The 22693-nt window shown below is 71.7% G+C and carries 14 protein-coding genes; 2 read left to right on the top strand and 12 right to left on the bottom strand.

Annotation, left to right across the window (positions count from 1 at the left end; all coding sequences use genetic code 11):
• From ABZ646_RS15260 to ABZ646_RS15295, 8 genes are all read right to left on the bottom strand, one after another.
• On the bottom strand, window positions 1-204 hold a 204-nt coding region (locus tag ABZ646_RS15260), incomplete at its 3' end, for a 3-hydroxyacyl-CoA dehydrogenase NAD-binding domain-containing protein (RefSeq protein WP_360518151.1).
• The gene (locus tag ABZ646_RS15265; RefSeq protein WP_360518154.1) at window positions 201-1421 is read right to left on the bottom strand and encodes a hypothetical protein; all 1221 of its coding nucleotides are present in this window, start codon (window positions 1419-1421) and stop codon (window positions 201-203) included. The genes ABZ646_RS15260 and ABZ646_RS15265, both read right to left, overlap by 4 nt.
• A 15-nt stretch (window positions 1422-1436) precedes the next feature.
• Complete coding sequence (locus tag ABZ646_RS15270; RefSeq protein ID WP_360518157.1) at window positions 1437-2597, bottom strand: acyl-CoA dehydrogenase family protein; 1161 nt, start codon at window positions 2595-2597, stop codon at window positions 1437-1439.
• A 46-nt stretch (window positions 2598-2643) separates the two neighbouring features.
• A complete protein-coding gene (locus ABZ646_RS15275; protein WP_360518160.1) occupies window positions 2644-3618 on the bottom strand; it encodes a 3-oxoacyl-[acyl-carrier-protein] synthase III C-terminal domain-containing protein in 975 nt (324 codons plus the stop codon).
• Complete coding sequence (locus ABZ646_RS15280) at window positions 3615-4865, bottom strand: cytochrome P450 (protein ID WP_360518163.1); 1251 nt, start codon at window positions 4863-4865, stop codon at window positions 3615-3617. Before ABZ646_RS15280 ends, ABZ646_RS15275 begins: the two co-directional genes overlap by 4 nt.
• A gap of 20 nt (window positions 4866-4885) precedes the next feature.
• Window positions 4886-5701 carry an ABC transporter permease gene (locus tag ABZ646_RS15285; protein WP_360518166.1) on the bottom strand — a complete coding sequence of 272 codons (816 nt, stop codon included), beginning with the start codon at window positions 5699-5701 and terminating at the stop codon, window positions 4886-4888.
• Window positions 5698-17490 (bottom strand): amino acid adenylation domain-containing protein, encoded by an 11793-nt coding sequence (locus ABZ646_RS15290; protein WP_360518169.1) that lies wholly within the window; start codon window positions 17488-17490, stop codon window positions 5698-5700. The genes ABZ646_RS15285 and ABZ646_RS15290 overlap by 4 nt, the downstream gene beginning before the upstream one ends.
• 238 nt (window positions 17491-17728) lie before the next feature.
• On the bottom strand, window positions 17729-18442 hold the full coding sequence (locus ABZ646_RS15295) for a DsbA family protein (protein ID WP_360518172.1): 714 nt from the start codon (window positions 18440-18442) through the stop codon (window positions 17729-17731).
• Between ABZ646_RS15295 and moaA the strand changes: the two genes are divergently transcribed.
• Window positions 18393-19346 (top strand): GTP 3',8-cyclase MoaA, encoded by a 954-nt coding sequence (gene moaA / locus ABZ646_RS15300; RefSeq protein WP_360518187.1) that lies wholly within the window; start codon window positions 18393-18395, stop codon window positions 19344-19346. The genes ABZ646_RS15295 and moaA overlap by 50 nt on opposite strands.
• Before the next feature lie 6 nt (window positions 19347-19352).
• Here the strand turns inward: moaA and ABZ646_RS15305 are convergent, their stop codons facing one another.
• Window positions 19353-19562, bottom strand: coding sequence for a hypothetical protein (locus ABZ646_RS15305; RefSeq protein ID WP_360518175.1), 210 nt, complete (start codon window positions 19560-19562; stop codon window positions 19353-19355).
• Between the two features lie 217 nt (window positions 19563-19779).
• The gene (locus ABZ646_RS15310) at window positions 19780-20181 is read right to left on the bottom strand and encodes a DUF3099 domain-containing protein (protein ID WP_360518178.1); all 402 of its coding nucleotides are present in this window, start codon (window positions 20179-20181) and stop codon (window positions 19780-19782) included.
• Window positions 20182-20423: 242 nt separating this feature from the next.
• On the opposite strand from ABZ646_RS15310, the gene ABZ646_RS15315 reads away from it, so the two are divergent.
• Window positions 20424-20705: a GlsB/YeaQ/YmgE family stress response membrane protein gene (locus ABZ646_RS15315; protein ID WP_360518190.1), complete on the top strand. Its 282-nt coding sequence runs from the start codon at window positions 20424-20426 to the stop codon at window positions 20703-20705.
• Window positions 20706-20784: 79 nt separating this feature from the next.
• Here ABZ646_RS15315 and tyrS read toward each other — a convergent pair whose 3' ends face one another.
• Together tyrS and ABZ646_RS15325 are read right to left on the bottom strand one after the other, a co-directional pair.
• Window positions 20785-22053 carry a tyrosine--tRNA ligase gene (gene tyrS / locus ABZ646_RS15320; protein WP_360518181.1) on the bottom strand — a complete coding sequence of 423 codons (1269 nt, stop codon included), beginning with the start codon at window positions 22051-22053 and terminating at the stop codon, window positions 20785-20787.
• A 57-nt stretch (window positions 22054-22110) separates the two neighbouring features.
• The coding region (locus ABZ646_RS15325) for a metallopeptidase TldD-related protein (RefSeq protein WP_360518184.1) at window positions 22111-22693 on the bottom strand (583 nt) is incomplete at its 5' end.

Genomic DNA, 22693 nt, shown 5'->3' on the forward strand with positions numbered 1-22693 from the left:
GGTGCTCTTGGCCAGCTCGCGGTCGAGCATCCCGTACAGCCGGGCGTTCTGTCCGATCAGGTCACGGGCCCGGGACAGGGCGGCGTCCGTGGTGTCCACGAGCACCACCGAGAAGCCCGCCGCGGCGAAGGCGTGGGCGCCGCCGACGCCCATCGTGCCGGCGCCCAGGACGGCGACGCGCCGGATCGGGCTGGTATCAGTCATCGTGTTCCCCTGCTGGATCGAGGTGAGGTGGTGCGGCACCGCTCGGCAAGCGGGGCCGGCCAGTCGGCGACGTCCCAGCCGTACTGGCAGAGCACGGCGTAGGTGAACCGCTCCAGGCCGAAGCCGACGCACGCGGAGTACACCGTGGCGCCGTCGGGGCCCTTGATGCCGAAGGCGTCGCCGAAGTGCTTTTCGTGCAGGTTGAAGGAGCCCACCGAGATACTGCTCCCGGGGCCGACGTCCAGATGGAGTTCGTGCTTGAGTTCCAGCAGACGTTGCGAGGAGACCTGGGCCGCGGTCGCCGCTCCGGCGAAGAAGGGGTCGCTCGCCACCTCGACCCGGCCGGCCAGGTCGAGCCGTTCGGCCAGTTCGACGGCGCGCCGGCGGAACCGGTCCCGGGCCTCGCGGACGAACCCGGCCGTACCCAGGAAGACCGTCTCGCGGATGGTGAAGTCGGACAGCCGCTCCAGGGTCCGGTGGTAGCGGGACTCGTGCCTGAAGGAGCCGCCCTTGGCGGTGACCACCGTGTTCTCGTCGGGGAGGGTGCTCCCGGCGAACTGGTCGAAGGTGTGGTAGCACATGGTCGGCGGCAGGCACCTGTCCACCGGGGCGCAGCGGTGCAGCACGCGGTCCCCGATGGTGTCCCGCGCCCCGACCTCCTCGGCGAAGGCCCGGTAGGTGTCGACGTCTCCGTCGAGCCGGGCGGCGAACATCATGTGCTGCGGGAAGGAGGACAGGTACCCACTGCGGTGCAGCGCGGTGACCGGCAGCAGGGTCGGATAGCGGTACTCATGGGCCCCGAACTCCTCGCGGATGATGTCCCGCAGGAGTCCGTCGAGCGCGTCGAGCGCGGCCAGGGCCGGGGCGCCGAGCGCCACCTGCCCGGGTCCGATCTCGTGCACCACGCCGTCCGCCAGCAGCGCCTCGAAGGTGTCACCGGGAGGGGTGCGGTCGGCGGCGGAGCGCCAGAGCACCTTGGGCGGGGTGGGCAGTTGGGGGCGCACCTCGGTGTCGACGACGTGCCGGAGCTTCTTGCCCAGGGCCTCCTCGTCGACCGGGTGCTCGGTGGTCACCTCGACGGCGTCGACCGCGTCACCGTCGCCGGGGACCAGGCGGAAGCCGGTGATGGCCTCGGAGATGTAGTAGACGCGTCGGCTGAGTTCGTCGAGATGGGCCCCCGAGACCGGTTCGTCGAGGGCGAGTCGGTATGAGTGCATGTCGGCCTCTCGTCCTCACGCAGTCGCCGGCAGGCCCATGAGGCCGGCGATGATGGACCGCTGGATGTCCGAGGTGCCGCCGTAGATCGTGCCCGCGAGCACGTCCCGCACCTCCCGCTCGATGCCGAGCTCCTCGGTGTAGCCGCGGGCGCCGTGGATCTGCATGGCGTCGAGCGCGGTGGCCTTCAGGCCCTCGCTGACGTAGAGCTTCAGCATGGACGCCTCCTGCATCGCGAGGCGGCCCTCGGAGCGCAGCCAGCCCACCTTGTAGAGCATCAGCCGGGCCAGCTCCAGGCGGACCCGCATGTCGGCGATCTTGTGGGAGACGGACTGGAACGAACCGATGGGGCGGCCGAACTGGCGGCGGCGGGTGGCGTACGCGACACAGCGGTCCGTGAGCCGGCTCAGCACGCCGACCTGGCTGGCGAACATGAAGCCGCGTTCCCACTCCATGGTGGAGGTGAACAGCTGGTACCCGGCTCCCTCCGCGCCCAGCCGTTGGTCCGTTCCGACCGCGCAGCCGTCGAAGGTGATCTCGCCCATCGGGGTGCCCCGCAGGCCCGCTTTGGGGATGTCCCGGACGGTGAGTCCGGCGGTGTCCGCCGGGACGACGAAGGCGGACAGGGCGCGCTGCGGGGCGACGTCGTCGCCACCGGTGCGGGCGAACACGATGAACAGGTCCGCGCGCGGGCCGTTGCTGATGAACTTCTTCGTCCCGTTCAGCACGTAGCCGTCCCCGTCACGGACGGCGGTGGTGGTGAGGGAGAGCATGTCGGAGCCGGTCTCCGGCTCCGACAGGGCGTGCGCGCCGACCGACGAGCCGTCGCAGAGCGCGGGCAGCCAGCGGCTGCGCTGCTCCTCGGTGCCGTGGTCGGCGATGTAGACGGCGCAGGCGAAGAGGTGGTTGTTGATCGCGAAGACCAGGCCGTTGTCGACGCAGCCTTCGCCGAGCGCCTCGTAGGCCATGATCGCGGTCAGCGGGTCCAGACCGCCACCGCCGTACTCCCTCTTGATCGGCCAGCCCAGCACGCCGAATTCGGCGCAGGCCTTCCAGCCGCTCTCGTCGAACGTGGCGTCGCGATCGTGCTCGGCCACCTGGGCACCGAGGTGGTCACGGGCGAACCGGACCACCTTCTCGCGCAGCGCCCCTTGCTCTGGCGTGGGTGCGAAATCCATCAGTCTTCTCCGTGGTCGGGGAGCGGGGTCCGAAGCGGTGGGCGGCTCACACCTCCCACAGGGTCACCGCCCATGCGGCCACCTGGCTGTTGTTGAGCACGAGCACCAGGTCGCCGCGGTCCAGTTCGCCGCTCCGCAGCAGGGCGTCGAGGTTCAGCACCACGTCCGCGGCGCCCAGGTGGCCGTACTCGGCGAGGTGCCGGCCGCAGACGGGGTGGATGGGCAGGCCGAGCAGGGTGGTGTAGAAGTCGTAGGCGGCGGCGGTGACGTTCTGCATCAGCGTGGTCCTGACCCGGTCCCGGCCCACCCCGGCGTCCTCGAGAACCTGGTCCACCATCGCGCCCAGCCTGCGCGAGCTGAGGGTGGCAAGCGTGAGGCGGTAGCGCGACAGGTCCTGGCACACCTCACGCCACTCGTACCAGGGGGTCTCCTTGTACTCGACGCGGAACAGGTCGTGGAAGCTGCCGTCGGCCTGCTCGCGATGGGCCCGCAGGACGGGCCGGCCGCCCCGGACCATGGTCATGGCGAACGCGCCGTCGCCCACGACGGTGACGGGGAACCGGATCCGGTCGACCCCGGTGGGGCGACTGGCGTGGGTGATGACGATCTGCTCACGGCCGGGGTCCGCGATCAGCAGATCCCGGGCGAGGGCCCAGGCGGTGCTGGACCCGGTGCAGCCCAGCCCCTCGATGGTGAGGGGATATGCGGAGGTGAGCTTCGCTTCGCTCTGCACCCGGCAGACATCGGAGCCCAGCAGCACGTCCGGGGCCCGCGGCGCCACCAGCAGCAGGGCGTCCGGCTCCCCCGGATGCGCCTCGAACAGTTCCCGGCAGGCCCGGGCGGCGAGCGGCGCCTGCTCGCTCTCGTCGAAGACCCCGACGGTCCGTACCCCGCTGCCCCGGGCGAAGTCCGCCGAAGCGGTGTCGAGCATCGCGAACTCGGGGAGGTCCTCGACGGCCACCCTGGTGTCGGGCAGCAGACAGTGGATGGCACCGATGCCGATGTCCGTGCTGCCGTTCATGCGGCACTCCCTTCCGCGGCCCGCTCGGCGGTCAGTTCGACCGGCAGGCCGCTGTAGCCGTTGACGAAGTTGGAGAAGAGCCGCTCGGGCGGCCCGTCGAGCCGGATGCCGGCCACTTGGGTGCGCAGCGCGTCGAGCATCGCGTTCACGTGGACGCGGCCGAGGAAGGCACCGAGGCAGAAGTGCGGGCCGTGGCCGAAGGCGACGTGTTTGTTGGGGGTACGGGCCAGGTCGAAGACGTCCGGGTCGGTGAAGACCGTCTCGTCCAGGTTCGCCGAGCTGTTCCACAGGCTGACCACGTCGCCGGCCCGGACGACCTGATCACGCAGCGGTACGTCCACCAGGGCGCGGCGGCCGAAATGCATGGCGGGGGTGGTCCAGCGCAACAGCTCCTCGGTCGCACTGTCCACGCTCACCGCGCCGGACTTCAGAGCCCGCCACTGTTCCGGGTGTTCTGCCAGGGCGATCAGGCCGCCGACCGAGGACATGCGGCTGGACTCGTCGCCGCCCAGGATCAGGCTGTAGCAGTTGAAGACGATCTCGTCCTCGGTCAGTGGTTCGCCGTCGACGGTGGCTGTGGCCAGGGCGCTGATCACGTCGTCGCCGGGGTGGCGGCGGCGACGGGCGGCCAGCTCGGAGAAGTAGAGCAGGATCTCGTTGCGGGCGAGCCACTCCTCCGTCTCGCTGTCGTCGGCGCTGTGCCGGGAGAGCGTCTTGGTGTTCCAGGCGACGAGCTGCTCACGGTCCTCGTGCGGGACGTCCATGAGGTCGCCGATGGTGTTGATCGGGATGTGGTCGGCCACGTCGGTGACGAAGTCCAGCCGACCGTGGGCGAGTGCCTCGGCGACGAGGGCCCGGGTGCGCCGGTGCACGCCCTCGACCACGGGCTCCAGCACCCGGGGCGAGAAGGACTTGAGCATCAGGTTGCGGATCTCGCGGTGCCGTACACCGTCGGTGACGGCGAGCATCTTGCGCGAGGCGGAGTCCTCGCCCTGGAGCAGGGTCGCCAGGACGTTGCCCCGCTCGGAGGTGAACCGCTTGTTGTCCCGATAGAGGGAGACGACGTCGTCGTAGGTGGAGATCACCCAGAATCCGGGGCCGCGTTCGGTGGACCGGTGCCAGAAGACGGGCTGCTCCGTGCGGAACCTGCGCCACATGTCCGTCAGGTCCACGTCGAGGAAGGTCTGCGGATCGGTGAGGTCCACCGTGGCCGGGTCGTCCACGGTCTGCCGTGGTGAGGTGGTCATGTGCTGTCTCTCTCCAGGGGTCAGGCATGCGCGGTGCGGTAGCGGCGGAGACTCACCAGCGTGCAGAAGGCGAGAAGCAGGCCCAGGGACACCGCGGCCACCAGCCAGGGGTGGTCCGCGGGATAGGTTCCGCCGGTGCTCGCGGGGTTGCCCCACAGCCGGCGGCAGCAGGCGATCACGGCGCTGACCGGGTTCCAGTCCGCGACCGGCCGGATCAGCGACGGAATGTTCTGCGGGGCCAGGAAGGCGTTGGACAGAAAGGGCAACACGATCACCACGAAGGGTGTGATCACGCTGATCGTCTCCACGTTGCGCAGGGTCAGCGCGAACAGCACGCCCAGCCACAGCATCGCGTAGACGAACACGGCGATGAGTGCGAAGCCGGCGAGCACGGAACCCGGCCCGGTGTGCGGGCGCCAGCCGAGCAGCAACCCGGCGCCGGTGACGACGGTCAGCCCGAGCAGACCCACCAGGAGGTCCGCCAGGGTGTGCCCGAAGAGCACCGCCGAGCGGCTGATCGGCAACGAGCGGAACCGGTCGGTCATGCCGCCGTGCAAATCCAACGCCACGGAGACGGCGGTGGGCCCCACACAGGCGAGGGCCACCTGGACGGCGCCGCCGGCGAAGACGTACTCCCCGTACGTGCCGCCGGCCGGCAGGGTGATGGAGTCCCGGAACAGGTAGCCGAGCATCACCATGCTCACCAGCGGGCTGAGCGCCACGCCCAGCACCCTGGCGGGTGCCCGCCGCAGGTGCCGCAGGCGGCGACCGGTCACCGCGAAGATCTCGGTGGGGAGGGCCGCCACGGGAGCGGGCCGGGCGGCGACGGCCGTCATGACCGCCGCCCCTCGTCCTCGGCGTGCCAGCGCGCCAGTTCGGCGGTGACGGCCGGGCCGATCTCCTGGAGTGGTCCGTGGCTCATCATCTCGTCGTGGGTGCAGGCGACGTGGTGGACGTCCAGCGGTCCGTCGAAGACCGGCTTCCACAGACCCACCTTGTCGGCCTGCTCGCCGTCGGAAAGCGGCGACTCGGAGACGAAGAGCTGCATCTTCCCCTCGTAACGCCCGGGTGCGTACTGGGACTTCAGCGTCTGGTGATGGCTCATCAGGTCGACCATCGCCGCCATCCGCCGCTCCCCCATCCGGGCCAGCGGGCTGTTGTCGCGGCGCAGGGTCTCGAAGACGTCCTGGACGGTCAGGTCCCGGTCCCCGAACTCGGAGCGATGGTGCCCGATGCCTTCCAGCAGCCAGGCGTAGAGCGACTGTTCCTCACGGTCGTCCGGCACCCCGGTGCGCGGATAGGCGTCGAGGACAGTGAGCACGCCGACCTCCTCTCCGGCGCTCCGCAACTGGACGGCCATCTCGTAGACGACGGTGCCGCCGAACGACCAGCCGAGCAGGTGGTACGGGCCCTCCGGCCGAACCTCCTTGATCATGCGGATGTAGTCGCCGGCGATCTCCTCGACCGACCCGGGCAGCGGCGCGAAGTCCACCACGCAGGGCGCCTGGATGCCGTAGATCGGGTGCTCGGCACCGACGTGCCGGGCGAGCGGCAGATACGGCAGGCTGAAGCCGACGCCGCTGTGCACGCAGAACACAGGTGGCAGGGAGCCCGTCGGCCTGATGCACAGCATCGCGCTGAACGGATCGGCCATGTCGGGTTCCGCCGGGGCGGCGAGCGCCTGCGACATCAGCTCCGCGCCGCTGCGGTGGTCCGAACCGGTGGCGGTCTCGACCGGGCCGCCGCGGCAGATCTCCGCGAGTTCGGCCACGCTCTGGTGCACGAAGACGTCGGCGACGGTGACGTCGAGCCCGGCCTTGCGTGCCTCGCTGACGAGCAGCAGCGACTTCATGCTGTCCATGCCGACGTCGAAGACGCTCTGCTCCACCCCGATCCCGGCCAGCCCCAGCACCTCGATGACGATGTCGTGCAGCACGGACTCGGTCTCGTCGCGCGGTGCGGTCCCGGCCGTGTCCCGCACCCCTTCCGGAGCGGGCAGCGCGGCCCGGTCCACCCGGCCGTCAGCGGTGAGCGGCAGGGCGTCCACCACCAGGAACACGGACGGCACCATGTAGGGGGCGAGCGCCGATCGGGCGGTCTCGGCAAGAGCGGCGGTGTCCACCACCGCCCCGTCGGCGGCCACGACGTACGCCACCAGCCGGACGTCGCCCGGACGGTCCGCGCGGGCCACCACCGCGGCCCGGTCCACCGCCGCCTGAGATGCCAGCACCTCTTCGATCTCGCGCAGGCCGACCCGGAAGCCGCGCACCCGCACCTGGTCGTCCGAGCGGCCCACATGCCGCAGGCCGCCGTCCGCGCCCCACTTCACCAGGTCGCCGGTGCGGAACATCCGGGAGCCGGGCGGGCCGTAGGGGCAGGGCACGAAGCGTTCGGCGGTCGCCGCGGGACTGCCGACGTAGCCGCGGGCCAGGCCGTCACCGGCGAGATACAGCTCGCCGGGCACGCCCGTGCCGACGGGTCCCAGCCGGGAGTCCAGGACGTACGCCCGTACGTTGCCGATCGGCCGGCCCAGCGGCAGAACGCCGGTGCCGGTCTCCTCACCGGGCTCGACGGTCCAGGTCAGGGCGCCGACGGTGGCCTCCGTCGGGCCGAACTCGGTCACCACCCGGACCCCCGGGTGGGCGGCGCGCCACTCGTCCAGCCGCTCGGCCCGCACGGGTTCGTCGGCGAGGACCAGTTCGCCCCTCGGTGAGCAGCCGTCGGGCAGCGCGCCCAGCAGCGCCAGATGGCTCGGGGTGCCCTTGAGGAACGCGGCTCCGCCACGCGCGACGGCGTCGTCCTCGGCGAGTTCGGCCAGGCGTACGGTACCGCCGGTGACCAGCGGCAGGAACAGTCCCGTGACCGAGACGTCGAAGGACAGCGGGGTGGCCAGCAGCACGTCGTCGCCGACGCGGTGGTAGGTCTCCCGTGCCCAGGCCAGGTAGTTGAGCACCGCACGGTGTTCGACGACGACGCCCCTGAACCGGCCGCCCGCGCCGGCGGTGTGGATGACGTACGCGGGATGGGCCGGGCGCAGGGGATCCGGACGGTCGGCATCGGTGACCGCCGCCGCCGACGCGGCCTTCACGGCCGGCCCGTCGACCACCACCGGGGTCGTTCCGGTGGCCAGCATCCGCCGGGCGAGGCCACCCGTGGTGATCACCCTGAGCGGCGCGGCCCCGGCGAACATCCGCTTGACCCGCTCGACGGGTTCATCGGCCTCGACGGGCAGGTAGGCCGCACCGGACTTCAGGACACCGAGCACCGCGACGACCGCCTCCGGCGACCGGGGCAGGGCGAGCGCCACGACCTTCTCCGGGCCGGCACCGGCTTCGATCAGACACCGGGCCAGCTGGTTGGAGCGGGCGTCGAGCTCCGCGTAGGTGAGGGAACCGGACTCGGCCAGGACCGCCGTGGCGTCCGGGGTGCGTGCCGCCTGGGCGGCGAGCAGTTCGAGCAGTGTGGAGTCGGGTACCTGGCGGGCGGTGTCGTTCCACCCGGTGAGCACCTGGGCGCGCTCGTCGTCGCCCAGCACGTCCAGTTGGCTGAGCCGGACGTCCGGGTCGGCGACCACCTCGCGCAGCAACCGTACGAAGCCGGCCACGACGCGCTCGGCGGTGGCCCGCGTGAACAGGTCGGTGCTGTAGCCGAGCAGGCCCCGCATGGAGCCGTCCTCGGGCCATTCCAACAGTTGGAGGGCGAGGTCGACCTTGATCCGGCCGGACTCGACGAAGGCGGGGCGCACCGTGAGGCCGGGCAGCACCAGCGGCGCGTCCTCGTTGTTCTGCAGCGTCAGCATGACCTGGAACAGCGGGTGCCGGGACAGCGAGCGCGGTGGGTTGAGCGCGTCCACGATCTGCTCGAAGGGCACGTCCTGATGGGAATAGGCGGCCAGGTCGGTCTCCCGGACCCGGGCCAGCAGTTCGGTGAAGGCCGGGTCGCCCGCGGTGTCGGTGCGCAGCACCAGGGAGTTGACGAAGAAGCCGACCAGGTCGTTCAGCGCGTCGTCGGTGCGTCCGGCCACCGAGGTGCCGACCGGGATGTCGGTCCCGGCGCCGAGGCGGGTGAGCAGGGCGGCGAACGAGGCCTGGAGCACCATGAACTCGGTGGCGCCGGCCTGCCGGGCGACAGCCACCAGGGAGGCGTAGAGGTCGGCGTCGAGGTCGAACATGACCTCGCCGCCGGAGTTGCCGCTGACCGCGGGCCGTGGGAAGTCGGCGGGCAGGGCCAGTTCGTCGGGCAACCCGGCCAGCGTCTCCTTCCAGAAGTCCAGCTGCCGGGAGAGATGGCTGTCGGGGTCGTCCGCGGAGCCGAGCAGCTGCCGTTCCCAGACCGCGTAGTCCGCGTACTGCACCGGGAGCGGCGCCCAGTCGGGGGCCGCGCCGGCGCACCGCGCACGGTAGGCGGTGGACAGGTCGCCCAGCAGCGGTGCCATCGACCAGCCGTCGAAGGCGATGTGATGGAAAACCAGCAGCAGCACGTGCTCGTCCTTGCCGAGGCTGAACAGCCTTACCCGCAAGGGCGTCTCGTGGGTCAGGTCGAAGCCGAGGTCGTACTCGGCGGCGAGGGCGGCGGCAAGACCGTCCTCGGACAAGGCCCGGACCTTCAGCTCCGGAGCACCGTCGTCGGTGTCCAGCACCCGCAGTGACGGCAGGCCGTCGGTCTCGGGGATCACCGTGCGCAGCACCTCGTGCCGGGCCGCGACGTCCCGCAGTGCGGCCCGCAGGGCCTCGGCGTTCAGCTTCCCGGCGAGCCGGAAGGTCATCGGCGAGTTGTAGGTGCCGGTGGAGCGCCCCTCGCGGCGGTTGAGGAACCAGAGCCGTTGCTGGGCGAAGGACAGCGGTCGGCCGGCGTGCGCAGGGGCGGGTGCCAGGGCGGGACGGGCTGCTTCGGTGGTGTCCAGCTGCCCGGCCAGAGCGGCCACCGTGCGCGCCTCGAACAGCGCACGGATGGGCAGTTCCACGCCCAGCGCCGTGCGGGCCCGGCTGACCAACCGGGTCGCCAGCAGCGAGTGCCCCCCTATGTCGAAGAAGTCGTCGTCGATGGTGACCCGGTCCAGGCCGAGCACGTCGGCGAACAGACCGCACAGCACGTCCTCGACGGGATTGCGGGGCTCACGTCCCTGCGTCGCGGTGTGCGCGCTCGGCGCGGGCAGCGCCTTGCGGTCGAGCTTGCCCTGGGGGGTCAGCGGCAGTTCGGGCAGGGCCACGATCGCGGAGGGGACCATGTAGTCGGGCAGTTCGCCGGCCAGCCGCTCGCGAAGCCCCTCGGTGACGGCGTTCTCGTCAGCGAGGACGACGTACGCCGTCAGCCGCCGGTCCCCGCTCTCGTCCTCGCGCACGGTGACCGCAGCCTGGGCCACGCCCTCCTGGGCCAGCAGCACCGAGGAGATCTCCCCCAGCTCGATGCGGAAGCCGCGCAGCTGGACCTGGTCGTCGGCCCGGCCGACGTAGTCCAGTCGGCCGTCGTCCAGCCGGCGTACCAGGTCGCCGGTGCGGTACATCCGCTCGCCGGGAGCGCCGTACGGGTCGGCGACGAACCGCTGGGCGGTGAGGCCGGGCCGACGCAGGTAGCCGCGGGCGAGGCCGCCGGAGACGTACAGCTCGCCGGTCACACCGGCCGCGGCCGGCACCAGGTCGCGGTCCAGGACGTAGACACGGTGCGCGGAGGTCGGGTGGCCGATGGGTGGCCGGCCGGTCCCGGACAGCGGGCCGGCGACCGTCGCGCTGACCACGGCCTCGGTCGGGCCGTACCCGTTGTACAGACGCACACTCGACGCCCAGCGTTCGACGATTTCGGCGGGCACGGCCTCGCCGGCCACCGCGAGTCTCAGGTCGGGGGGCAGGGTGCTGCCCTCGGGCAGTCCGCCCACCACCACCGGCGGCAGACCGGCCAGGTTCACCCGGGCCTTGTCGATGAGATCGACCAGCGGCCGGCCGGGCGTGCGGCACTCCTCGTCGGCGATCACCAGGGTGCCGCCGTTGAGCAGAGCCAGCATGATCTCCCAGACCGACGCGTCGAAGCTGAACGAGGCGAACTGCAGCACCCGGGTGTCGCTGTCCAGCCCGAAACGCTCGACCAGGCTCGCGACCATCGCCAGCAGGCCCTGGTGGGCCACGACGACCCCCTTGGGCCGCCCGGTGGAGCCGGAGGTGTAGATGGCGTAGGCGGGGTGACGGACGTCCAGCGGGGCGCGGCGCTCGGCGTCGACGACATCGTGGTCGGCAAAGCGCGCGAGGCCGCCGGGAGTTCTGCCGGTGGTGACGGTGACGACGGCCGCCGGCGTGCCGGGGAGGCCGGCCGCGATCTCCTCCGTGGTGATCACGGCGACCGGGCGGGCGTCCTCAAGCATGTACGCGACACGGTCCGCGGGATAGGCGGGGTCGACCGGGAGATAGCCGGCGCCCGCCTTGAGGACGGCGAGCGCGGCCACCACCATCGTGGCCGAGCGCGGCAGGGCCACCGCGACCAGGTCCTCGGGGCCGACGCCGCGCTCGATCAGCAGGCGGGCCAGCCGGTTGGCGCGGGAGTCGAGCTCCGCGTAGGTGAGTTCGTCGTCGCCGTCGACGACCGCGACGGCATGCGGCGTCCGGGCCGCGTGCTCCTCGAAGACCTCGGTCGCGGGACGCGACGCGAGCGGCGCCGGGTGACCGGCCCAGTCCCCGAGCAGCAGGCCGCGCTCCTCGTCGCCGAGTGCGTCCACGGTGCTCAGCCGGGCACCGGGCGCCGCGACCAGCGCTTCGAGGACATGGACGAAGCGGCGCACGATCCCCTCGACGTCCTGGGCGTCGAAGACGTCGGAGCGGTACTGCGCCTCCAGCCGCAGTCCGGCGCCGGGGAAGACGCCGAGCGCGAGCGGGTATTCGGCGATCACCCGGGCCTGCCAGACGAGCATCGACAGCCCGGGGATGTGCTCGCCGATGCGGTCGAGCACCCCGGTCGGGTAGTTGTGGAAGCTCACCACGGTGTCGAAGAGCTCCCCGACCCCGGCGAGTTGCTGTACCTCGGCCAGGCCCAGGTGCTGATGGGGTTCGAGGGCGAGCTGGCGGGACTGCAGGTCGACCAGCATCTCCTCCAGCGTGGCCTGCGGTGTCAGGGTCACCCGCACCGGCAGAGTGTGCATGAACGAGCCCACCATCTGCTCCACGCCCGGCAGTTCGGCGGGGCGTCCGGAGACGACCGCGCCGAAGGTGATGTCCCGGCGGCCGGTCAGCCGGCCGAGGGCCACCGCCCAGGCGCCCTGCGCGACGGTGTTCATGGTCAGGCCGCGCGCGTGGGCCCACGAGGTCAGTGCCTGTGTCAGGTCCTCGGACAGCTCCATGGTGCAGGTCTCGGGCAGCGTCTCGACCCGGGCGCGGTCGGCGGGGCCGAGCCGGGTGGGCTCCTCCACTCCGGCCAGCTCCTGCCGCCAGGCCGTCCGGGCGGCGTCCTTGTCCTGCGCCCCTGCCCATTCCAGGTAGCCGCGCACCGAGGCGACCGGCGGCAGCGCAGAGGTGTCGGCGCCGTTGGCCCACAGCGTGACCAGTTCCTGGGCGAGGACGGCCGACAGGGACCAGCCGTCGACCAGGATGTGGTGGGCGGTCCACACCACCCGGTACCGGTCCGGTCCCAGGGTGTAGACGGTGAACCGGGTCAGCGGGGCCTCGGCCACGTCGAACCGGCGCAGCCACTCCGCGTCGGTCAGCCGGACCGCCTCGTCCGCACGGCTGTCCTTCGCGATGTCCGTCAGGTCGACCTCGGACCAGGGCACTTCGACGAATCCGGGGATCACCTGCACGGGGTCGCCGGTGTCCCGGTCGCGGAAGCAGGCCCGCAGGGCGTCGTTGCGCTCCAGCAGAGCCGTCACCGCCCGGCGCAGCGCCACCTTGTCCAGCGGGCCCCGGATGTCCATGAGGACCTGCAGGGTGTAGGCGTCCATCCCGTGCCGGTCGAACTCGGCCTGGAACAGCAGACCGCGCTGCAGCGGGGACAGCGGCAGGATGTCCGTCAGTTCCCCGACGCCGCGCTCATAGGCCTCGATCTCGTCCTGGTCCACCGCGACCAGCGGGAACTCGGAGGGGGTGCGGCCGCCCGCCCCCGGGCGGCGGGCGTGTTCGGCCAGCAGGCGCAGGGCGCGGAACCAGCCCTCCGCCAGCGTCCGGACGTCGTCTTCGGCGAGCAGCCCGCCGGCGTACGTCCAGGTCGCCGAGAGCACCGGTCCGCCGGGGCGGTCCTCGGTGACCGACACGACCTCCAGGGGGTGACGCAGGGGGGTGTCCGGGTGGGCGCTCTGGCCGGAGGCGCCGGACTCCATGTGCCAGGGCCGGCCCGTGCCGGCGGTGAACCGGCCGAGGTAGTTGAAGCCGATCTGCGGTACGGGCTGCCGGGAGAGCACGCGTGCGGTCTGCGGATTGAGGTGCCGCAGCAGGCCGTGGCCGAGACCGTGGCCCGGCACGGCGCGCAGCTGTTCCTTGACGCGCTTGAGCGCCCTGCCGCAGCTCGCACCCGCGTCCGCGATCTCGGTCCGGTCGAGGTCGCCGAGGTCGAGGGCGACGGGGTACACGCTGGTGAACCAGCCGACGGTGCGGGTGAGGTCCGGCTCGCCGGAGATCGGTTCGCGGCCGTGTCCCTCCAACTCGATGACCGTGGCGGCGGCGGGGGCACCGTTTTGTCGACGCCGGTCGGCCATCGCCAGTGCCAGGCCGGTCAGCAGGACTTCGTCGACCTCCGCGTGGAAGGCCGCCGGGACGGCGGTGAGGAGCTCGGCGGTCTGCTCGGCGGACAGTTCGATCGTGACCTGGCCGGCCGTCGCGTGGGTGTCCTGGGCCGGGTCGAGGGCCCGGGTGCCGAGGAGCGGCCCGTCGGGCTCCGACTGCGCGGTCCACCAGGCCAGTTCACCGGCCCGTCGGGCGGTGCGGGCCTCCTGCGACAGGGCCTGGGCCCAGCCCCGGTAGGAGGTGGCGACCGGGTCGAGCCGCACCGGCCGGCCCTGCGTCACCTGGTTCCACGCGGCCTCCAGGTCGGGCAGCAGGATGCGCCAGGAGACCCCGTCCACAGCCAGGTGGTGGATCACGATCAGCAGCCGGCCGGGCCGGTCCGGGCCCTCATCGAGGAGCACAGCCTGCATCATCAGACCGCCCTCGGGACGCAACCTCGCCCGTGCCGCGGCAAGTTCGGCGGGCAGCGGATCCTCGTCCCCGCCGCGGACATCGACCCGGGTGACGATGTCCACGGCGGAGACCGCGCCGACGGGGAGCGTCTCGAGGGACCAGAGTCCGGGGGCCGGGACGGACAGCCGCATACGCAGGGTGTCATGCGTGTCCAGCAGCGCCTGTACGGCGGCCGTGAGCCGTTCGGTGTCCGTTCCGGCCGGTACCGAGACTGTCACGTACTGGCTGAACTCCCGTGCGGCCACGGGCAGTCCGGCGAGTTCCTCACGGAGCTGGTCCACGATCGGAGTGGGCTCGATCTCGCCGACGCCGTCCTGCGCCGCCGGCGCAGGGCGGTCGTCGACGGGCTGTGCAGCCGCCGCGATGGCCGCCGGCGTGCGGTGCAGGAAGACATCGCGGGAGGTGATGACCAGCCCGGCCCTGCGTGCCCGGCTGACCACCTGGATCGAGCTGATGCTGTCGCCTCCGAGGGCGAAGAAGCTGTCGTCGCGGCCGACCGAGGGCAGGCCGAGCACCTCGGCCAGCACCTCGCCGATGATCTGCTCCGTACGGCTGCGCGGCGCCTCGGGCGCGGCGACGGCGGCGGTCGGCGCGGCGAAGTCGGGGGCGGGCAGGGCCTTGCGGTCCACCTTGCCGTGCGCCGTCAGCGGCAGCCGGTCCAGGGCGACGAGGGCCGCGGGCACCATGTAGCCGGGCAGCACGCGGCCGAGACCGTCACGGACCGCGTCGGCGTCCGGGGCGTGCTCCGCGTTCTGATCGGCCACGAAGTAGCCGATCAGCCGCTTCTGGCCGGCCTGGTCGGCGCTCGCGGTCACCACCGCGTCCGAGACCCCGGCCAACGCGCGCAGCGCCGCCTCGACCTCGCCCAGCTCGATCCGGTGGCCGCGGATCTTGACCTGGTGGTCGCGGCGCTCGATGAAGTCCAGCTGTCCGTCGGCGCGCAGGACCACCCGGTCGCCGGTCCGGTACATGCGCGCACCTCGCCCGACGAACGGGTCGGGTACGAACGTGGTGGCCGTACGGCCCGGGTCGGCGAGGTAGCCGCGGCCCACTCCTGCGCCCCCGATGAAGAGTTCACCCGGAACCCCCTGCGGCACCGGCCGCAGTTCGTCGCCCAGCACGTACAGCCGGGTGTTGCGCAGCGGCCGGCCGATCGGGACGTACGCCCCGTCCAGGAGATCGCCGTGCCGGACGTAGGCGTGTGTCACGTCGTCCGAGCACTCGGTCGGGCCGTACATGTTGACCAGCGGGACGGTCGGGTAGCGGGCGAACCAGCGCTCGCACAGCTCGGGCGCGAGTGCCTCTCCGTTGGAGATCATCCAGCGCAGGCCGGGCAGGTGCGGGGCGCTGCCGGTGGTGTCCCAGGCGTCGAGGGTGGCTCGCAGCAGGGAGGGGACCACCTCGAGTACGGTCAGGCCCTCGACGCCGATCACGCCGAACAGCGCGTCCGGGTCGGCCGCGGTCTCCCGGCTCACCACGCGGACACGTCCGCCGACCAGCAAGGTGGTGAGCGTCTGCCACACCGTGATGTCGAAGGTCACCGGAGCGTTGTGCACCAGGCTGTCCGCCCGGGTCAGGGACAGCTCCTCGACCTTGGCGAGCAAGTGGTTGATCATGCCGCCGCGCTGCACCATCGCGCCCTTGGGCTTGCCCGTGGACCCGGAGGTGAAGATGACGTACGCCAGGTCACCGGGGCCGCCCGCGACCGGTGGCAGGTTCTCCGGCGTGTCCTCCGCGCCGTCCAGGACCAGCAGGTCGAGCTCCCGCCCGGCCTCTGCCGCCAGCTGCTGCGCCAGGTCCCGGTTGGCTTCGTCGGTCACCAGGGAGGACGCCGAGCTGTCGGCGAGCAGTGCGGTCAGCCGGGCGTGCGGCGAACGCGCGTCGAGGGGCAGGAAGGCGCGGCCGGAGCCCAGCACGCCCAGCTCCGCGACCACGAAGTCCCGTCCGGGCTCGACCAGCAGGGCCACCGGACCGGACCCGGTGAGCCGTCGGGTGAGCGCACCCGCCCGGCCGACCAACCGGGCGTAGGTCAGGCTGCCCGCGTCGTCGGTCACGGCCACGGCGTCCGGGCGCTCGGCGGCCCGGGCACGGACCCGCTCGACGACACCGACGTAGGGTTCGGGCCGTTCGGGGCCGGTGAGCACGCGCGTGAGCCGAGTCCGCTCGCCGGGCGTCAGCAGGTCCAGGGTGCCGAGCCGGTCATCGGCGCCGGCGGTCACGAAGCGGTCGAGCCAGACGATGAACCGCTCCAGGTGGTCACGGGCCTCGTCGCGGTCGTAGCGGCTCTCGTTGGCGCTGAGGTCGACCCCGACGCCGGCCGCGCCCTTGTCGGCGACGGTGAACTCCAGGTCGTCCACCAGACCGGTCGAGGGGCTCTGCAGGACGGCGTCGCAGGGCCCGATGGTCAGCTTCTCGATCTGCGGCATCATGTTGAGGAACGGGCCGAACGGGCGCCGGTCGTCGCTGGCCAGCCCCATGCCCCGGCGCACCTTGCTGACGCGGTGGCGCTGGTGCCTGAGGGCGCCGGTGATCTCCTGGTGCGCGGCGGCGAGCAGCTCGCCGCGGGTCGTCCGCGCTCCGATCCGCAGGCGCAGCGGCAGGTAGTTGACGACCATGCCGGGGATGTTCTGCAGGGTGCCGCCCACTCGGGCGGTGACCGGCAGCGACAGCATGACGTCGTCCGCGCCGGTCATCCGCTGGGTGTACGAACCCAGCGCGGCGACCAGCACGGTCTGCCAGGTCACCCGGGCGTCCCAGGCCACGGCTCGCAGCCGCTCGGTCAGGTCCTCGGCGAGGACGGTCCCCTCCCGCAGGAACGACTGGGCCGGCTGGGCGTCCCGGCGGGCCAGGGTCACCGGTTCGGGTGCGTCGGCGAAGTGCTCCTGCCAGTAGGCCCGGTCGCGGTCCTGGCGCGGGGAACCGGTGTAGGCGGCCTCGGCCTCGATCAGCGCGCTGAGCGGGGCGAAACGCCCCTCGTCGAGCGAGGTGCCCGCGGCCATCGCCTCGTAGATGGCGGACAGCCGCTGCCAGTAGATGACGTAGCTGAAGCCGTCCGACGCCAGGTGGTGGTTGAGCAGGCAGAAGATCGTGCGGTCCGCGGCGAGCACGAAGACGCTGAACCGGAACAGGGGCGCGTCTGCGCCCACCGTGAAGGGAACCCGCAGGTCGGCCAGGATGGCTTCGTTCGCGGCGGCCACGGGGTCGGCTGCGCCGCTGACGTCGGTGACGGTCAACGGCAGTTCGGAGAGGTCCTCGACGACCTGGCGGGGCTCGCCGTCGACCTCGAAGAAGCGGGTCCGCAGGCACTCCGACTCCTCGGCGAGCCGGGCCAGCGCCGCCGTGAACCGCTCCCGGTCCAGGGGGCCCTTGATGTCCCAGTAGATCGCGGTGTTGTACGTGGCACCGCCGCCGGTGAGCTTCTCGTCGAACCAGATGTCCTTCTGGCCAGCGGTGAGCGGCAGGCCGGCTGTCGGCACACGCGTCATTGCAATCCCCTCGAAAAGGTTCACCAGGTCCATGCGGCCGTCCGGCCGGCGCAGCGCGGTCAGCGCTCGACGCCCAAGGGCTCGGGGCCATGCATGAAGCGCTGCCCCGTCCGGCTGTCCGGAGCGGGCGGGGCAGCGTCGTGTATCGATGGTGGTCCGAAGCGCTGACAGCGCACTGACCTAGAACTGACGGTTCGTCGCGGCTCGGTGGAGCGCCACGGGCAGCCGGTCAGCCGCAGCCACCCGCGTGGCCGTCGTCGGCCGAGCGGCCCACGCCCACCGCGCCGGCGGTGGCGGGTGCCAGGGACGCCGCGGAGGCCGCCCCGGTTCGCACGTGTTCCACGAAGGCGTCGAGCCGGTCCAGCCCCCAGAAGCGGGTGTAGCCCTGTACGAAGAACGGCACTCCGAAGACGCCGTCCGTACAGACCTCGGTCAGGATGTCCGCACCCCGCTCCCGCAGTTCCGGGTCCTCGTGGGCGCGGGAGATCACCTCGGGGTCGATTCCCAGATCGCGGCCGATGTCCGCGACGGTCTCCGGGTCGCAGACGTTGCGCCCCTCGGCGAACCGGGCCCGGTAGACCGCGGCGATGTAGTCGTGCCCCCGGCCCTCCCGGGCCGCCACCAGATAACCCAGGTGCGGGACCTCCCAGACCGGGTCGACGTCGACGGGCCAGTTCACGGTGATTCCGCGTGCCTTGGTGATGCGGCCGACGTCCTGGAGGATGTACCGGTTCTTCTCCCGCGACATCTCCGAGTACGGGAACCGTCCGCCGCGTTCTCGCAGCATCCGCGCGCTGGTCTCGTCCGGTTCGAAGAACGGCAGCCATTCCAGCCGCTCCACGAGGTGCCCGTGGTGTTCCGTCAGCGTCCGGTACGCGAGCCAGGAGTACGACCTGCGAGTGTCGCTGACCGACCGCTGCAACCTGCGCTGTACGTACTGCATGCCCGAAGAGGGCCTGCAGTGGCTGGCCAAGCCCGACCTGCTCACCGACGACGAGATCGTCCGCCTGATCGACGTCGCCGTGCGGCTGCTGGGCATCGAGGAGGTCCGCTTCACCGGTGGCGAGCCGCTGCTGCGCCCGGGACTGACCGGCATCGTGGCGCGGGTGGCCGCCCTGGAACCCCGCCCCCGGATGTCCCTGACCACCAACGGCATCGGCCTGCGCCGGACCGCCGCGGCCCTGAAAACGGCCGGCCTCGACCGGGTGAACGTCTCGCTCGACACCCTTCGCCCGGACGTCTTCAAGACCCTCACCCGCCGGGACCGCCACCACGACGTCCTCGACGGCCTGCGGGCGGCCCGCGACGCCGGCCTCACCCCCGTCAAGGTCAACACCGTCCTGATGCCGGGGCTGAACGAGGACGAGGCCCCCGACCTGCTGGCCTGGGCGGTGGCCCACGACTACGAACTGCGCTTCATCGAGCAGATGCCCCTGGACGCCCAGCACGGCTGGAAGCGGGACAGCATGGTGACGGCCGGCGACATCCTCGCCTCGCTGCGCACCCGCTTCGACCTCACGGCCGAGGGCGCGGACGACCGCGGCTCGGCCCCGGCGGAGCGCTGGCTGGTGAACGGCGGACCGCACCGCGTCGGCGTCATCGCCTCCGTCACCCGCCCGTTCTGCGCGGCCTGCGACCGCACCCGCCTCACGGCCGACGGCCAGATACGGACCTGCCTGTTCGCACGGGAGGAGACCGACCTGCGCGGCGCGCTCCGCTCGGGAGCGCCGGACGAGGAGATCGCCCGCATCTGGCGGCTGGCGATGTGGGGCAAGAAGGCGGGAGCGGGCCTGGACGACCCCTCGTTCATCCAGCCGGACCGGCCGATGTCCGCGATCGGCGGCTAGCGCCGGCTACTGTTCGGCCGACTCCCACTCCCGCAGGGACACGACGTCCTTGAGGAACCCCCGCACCCCCAGGAACTGCGCGAGATGTTCCCGGTGCTCCTCGCAGGCGAGCCAGGTCTTCCGCCGCTCGGGCGTGTGAATCTTCGGGTTGTTCCAGGCCAGCACCCACACCGCGGCGGCCCGGCAGCCCTTCGCTGAACAGATGACGTCACTCACTGCTTCGTCTCGCAAGAAAGTCCCGCACACAAGGCGACGCCGAGCAGCCACGGGGGGAGCTGCCCGGCGTCGGTCCGTCGCTCCGACGGGGGATGCGGAGCGCGTACGAAGTATGTCATGGGTCACCCTCGGCCCGGCACTGGAACAGCATGATTGATCTGAGCTTTTCTTGAGCTTTGTGGGTGGCCGTCGTCCGGTTGCACCGCGTCCCCGATGCTCAGACCGACTCCGGCCGCTCGCCGCGCACCCCGGCCGACGGGTCCGCCGGCGCGTCCTTCGGGACGGTTTCCGCGGGCGGGTCCTCCGTCCGCGGCGGCGTGATCATCAGCCTGGTGGGCGCGACACCGAACGTCGACGGAAGCGACGGCGGCCGTTCCCGTCCCGCGTTGGCGATGACGACCGCGACATAGGGGAGCAGGGCGCCGAGCACCAACGCCACGACGGCCACGTACCGTTCGACGTTCCACAGCGTGGCCGCGAGGATCACGGACACGGTGCGGACCGTCATCGAGATGACGTACCTCCGCTGCCGGCCCCGCACGTCCTCCGCGAGGCCCGTACGGGCCCCGGTGATCCGGAACACCTGGACGTTGCCGTCGCCGCGCTGCTTCCGCGTCACAATCCACCATCCGCCCGCATCGGACTCTCCCCGGCCCTGACCCCGTCCGCACCCGCTCGGGGAACCGGGCCAGGACCCTTTCCACGGTACGCCGCGCCTGCGCCGCCTTCGAGACCGGGGCGCCCACCCGCCTGCGTGAACACCCTGCGCCGTACCGCGTACGGATGCACCGACATGCGCCGTACGGCGTGCGGGCCGAGACTTGGCGTAATGCTCACGTCGAGCCGGACGAGGAGGCAGCCATGGGCTGGTTGTGGGCGATCATCGTGGGTTTCGTGCTGGGCCTCATCGCGAAAGCGGTCATCCCCGGCAAGCAGCACAGCCCGCTCTGGCTGACGACGATCTTCGGCATGCTGGGCGCGATCGCGGGCAACGCGATCGCCGGCGCGTTCGGCGTGGCGTCGACGAGGGGCATCGACTGGACGCGCCACCTCTTCCAGCTCATCGCCGCGATCATCATCGTGGCCCTGGGCGACATGGTCTACATGGCGACGCTGGGCAAGCGAAAGTACGGCACCTCCTGAGCCCGGGTCCCCGGGGCCGCACGGGGCCCGAAGCGTCCGCACAGGGGTGCGGGGAGAACACCCCGCACCCCTGTGGCGCTCAGGAACCCACGACCTCCACGGCCGCCAGGTTCTTCTTCCCCCGCCGCAGCACCAGCCACCGCCCGTGCAGCAGCTCGTCCCCGGAGGGCACCGCGTCCTCGGCGGTCACCTTCGCGTTGTTCACGTAGGCGCCGCCCTCCTTCACGGTCCGCCGGGCGGCGGACTTGCTGGCCACCAGCCCGACCTCGGCGAACAGGTCGACCACCGGACCGAGCTCGGCCACCCGGATGTGCGGCACCTCGGAGAGCGCCGCCGCCAGCGTCCGCTCGTCCAGCTCCGCCAGCTCTCCCTGACCGAACAGCGCCTTGGACGCGGCGATCACCGCGGCGGTCTGGTCGGCCCCGTGGACCAGCGTCGTCAGCTCCTCGGCCAGCGCCCGCTGCGCGGCCCGCGCCTGCGGCCGCTCCTCGGTCTGCTTCTCCAGCTCCTCCAGCTCCGCACGGGACCTGAAGGACAGGATCCGCAGGTACGACGAGATGTCCCGGTCGTCCACGTTCAGCCAGAACTGGTAGAACGCGTACGGCGTCGTCATCTCGGCGTCGAGCCAGATGGCCCCGCCCTCGGTCTTGCCGAACTTGGTGCCGTCCGCCTTCGTCATCAGCGGCGTCGCCAGCGCGTGCACCTCGGCACCCGGCTCCAGGCGGTGGATCAGGTCAAGACCGGCCGTGAGGTTGCCCCACTGGTCGCTGCCGCCCTGCTGGAGCGTGCAGCCGTACCGCCGGAACAGCTGGAGGAAGTCCATGCCCTGGAGGATCTGGTAGCTGAACTCCGTGTAGCTGATGCCCTGGTCGGACTCCAGGCGACGGGCCACGGAGTCTTTCGTCAGCATCTTGTTGACACGGAAGTGCTTGCCGATGTCCCGCAGGAACTCGATCGCCGAGAGCCCCTCGGTCCAGTCGAGGTTGTTGACCATGACGGCCGCGTTCTCACCCTCGAAGGACAGGAACGGCTCGATCTGGGCGCGGAGCCTGCCTACCCAGCCGGCGACCGTCTCCGGGTCGTTCAGCGTGCGCTCGGCCGTCGGGCGGGGGTCGCCGATCAGACCCGTCGCCCCGCCCACCAGCGCCAGTGGACGGTGTCCCGCCTGCTGGAGCCGGCGCACCGTGAGCACCTGCACCAGGTGCCCGACGTGCAAGGACGGCGCGGTCGGATCGAAACCGCAATAGAACGTGACGGGACCGTCCGCGAGCGCCTTGCGCAAAGCGTCCTCGTCAGTGGACAGGGAGAACAGCCCCCGCCACTTCAGCTCGTCGACGATGTCCGTCACGGTTCTCGTATCTCCTTGGATGATCTTCAGGCGGTCGCGCGACCACCGGCTACGAGGTTATACGCCCTGACTGACAGAGCTCATATTGAAGTCGGGCACCCGCAGCGCGGGCATCGCAGCCCTAGTGAACCAGTCGCCCCACTCCCGCGGCAGCGTCTTTTCCGTGCGCCCGGCCTCGGTGGCCCGCCCGAGCAGATCCACCGGTGACTCGTTGAACCGGAAGTTGTTCACCTGCCCGGTGACCTGGCCGTTCTCCACCAGGTACACGCCGTCCCGGGTCAGGCCGGTGAGCAGCAGCGTCGCCGGGTCCACCTCGCGGATGTACCACAGGCAGGTCAGCAGCAGCCCGCGCCCGGTGTCCGCGACCATCTCCTCCAGCGAGCGGTCCGACCCGCCGTCCAGGATCAGGTTCCCGCCCGCCGGCGCGACCGGCAGTCCGGTGAGACCCGCGGTGTGCCGGGTGGTCGTCAGATGGCTCAGCTCGCCGTTCGCGATCCACTCGGTGGGGCCGACCGGCAGCCCGTTGTCGAAGACGGACTGGTCGCCGCCGGAGGAGTGTGCGACGACGAACGGCGCCGACTCCAGGCCCAGCGGGAACACACGGGCGACGGCGGGGGTGATGCGGCCTGCGCGCAGCAGA

This window comes from Streptomyces sp. NPDC007162 (genome assembly GCF_040634175.1).
Taxonomy (GTDB): domain Bacteria; phylum Actinomycetota; class Actinomycetes; order Streptomycetales; family Streptomycetaceae; genus Streptomyces.